General features: G+C 68.9%; 2 protein-coding genes. Both read left to right on the top strand.

Features of this window, described 5'->3' with window-relative positions:
• Window positions 1-155: helicase HerA-like domain-containing protein (locus HLUSI_RS32705; RefSeq protein WP_157137860.1), on the top strand; the 155-nt coding region annotated here is incomplete at its 5' end.
• Between the two features lie 3 nt (window positions 156-158).
• Window positions 159-351: hypothetical protein (locus HLUSI_RS28675; RefSeq protein WP_040503495.1), on the top strand; the 193-nt coding region annotated here is incomplete at its 3' end.

The raw sequence follows: 351 nt of genomic DNA, 5'->3' as shown, positions 1-351 counted from the left end.
GCGGCTTCTTCGGCAACAGCGCCGGCAGCAAGGGCAGTAGCCGGCGCGAGTCGCCCGTCGAAGCGATGGTCAAATCCGCGGCGCGCAGCATCGGCTCGCAAGTCGGTCGCGAAATCATTCGCGGCGTGCTCGGGTCGCTACTCAAGAAGCGCTGACCGATGGCGGTTCCGCAGGCGCAGTTCTCCGTCGGCATGCCCGACGAGAGCGAAGTGCTCGGACGTTTTCGTCCGCGCCTGACGCTGCAGACCTTCACACGCGGCGACGGCGTGCTCGGCTTGCGTCCGGGCGGCCTGTTCGGTCCGCGCGGCGGCAACGTCACGGTGGCGCAGGTCGACTGGACCTACCAGGCCG

This window comes from Herbaspirillum lusitanum P6-12 (assembly GCF_000256565.1).
GTDB lineage: Bacteria > Pseudomonadota > Gammaproteobacteria > Burkholderiales > Burkholderiaceae_D > Herbaspirillum > Herbaspirillum lusitanum.
This window is presented reverse-complemented; position numbering and strand designations above follow the sequence as displayed.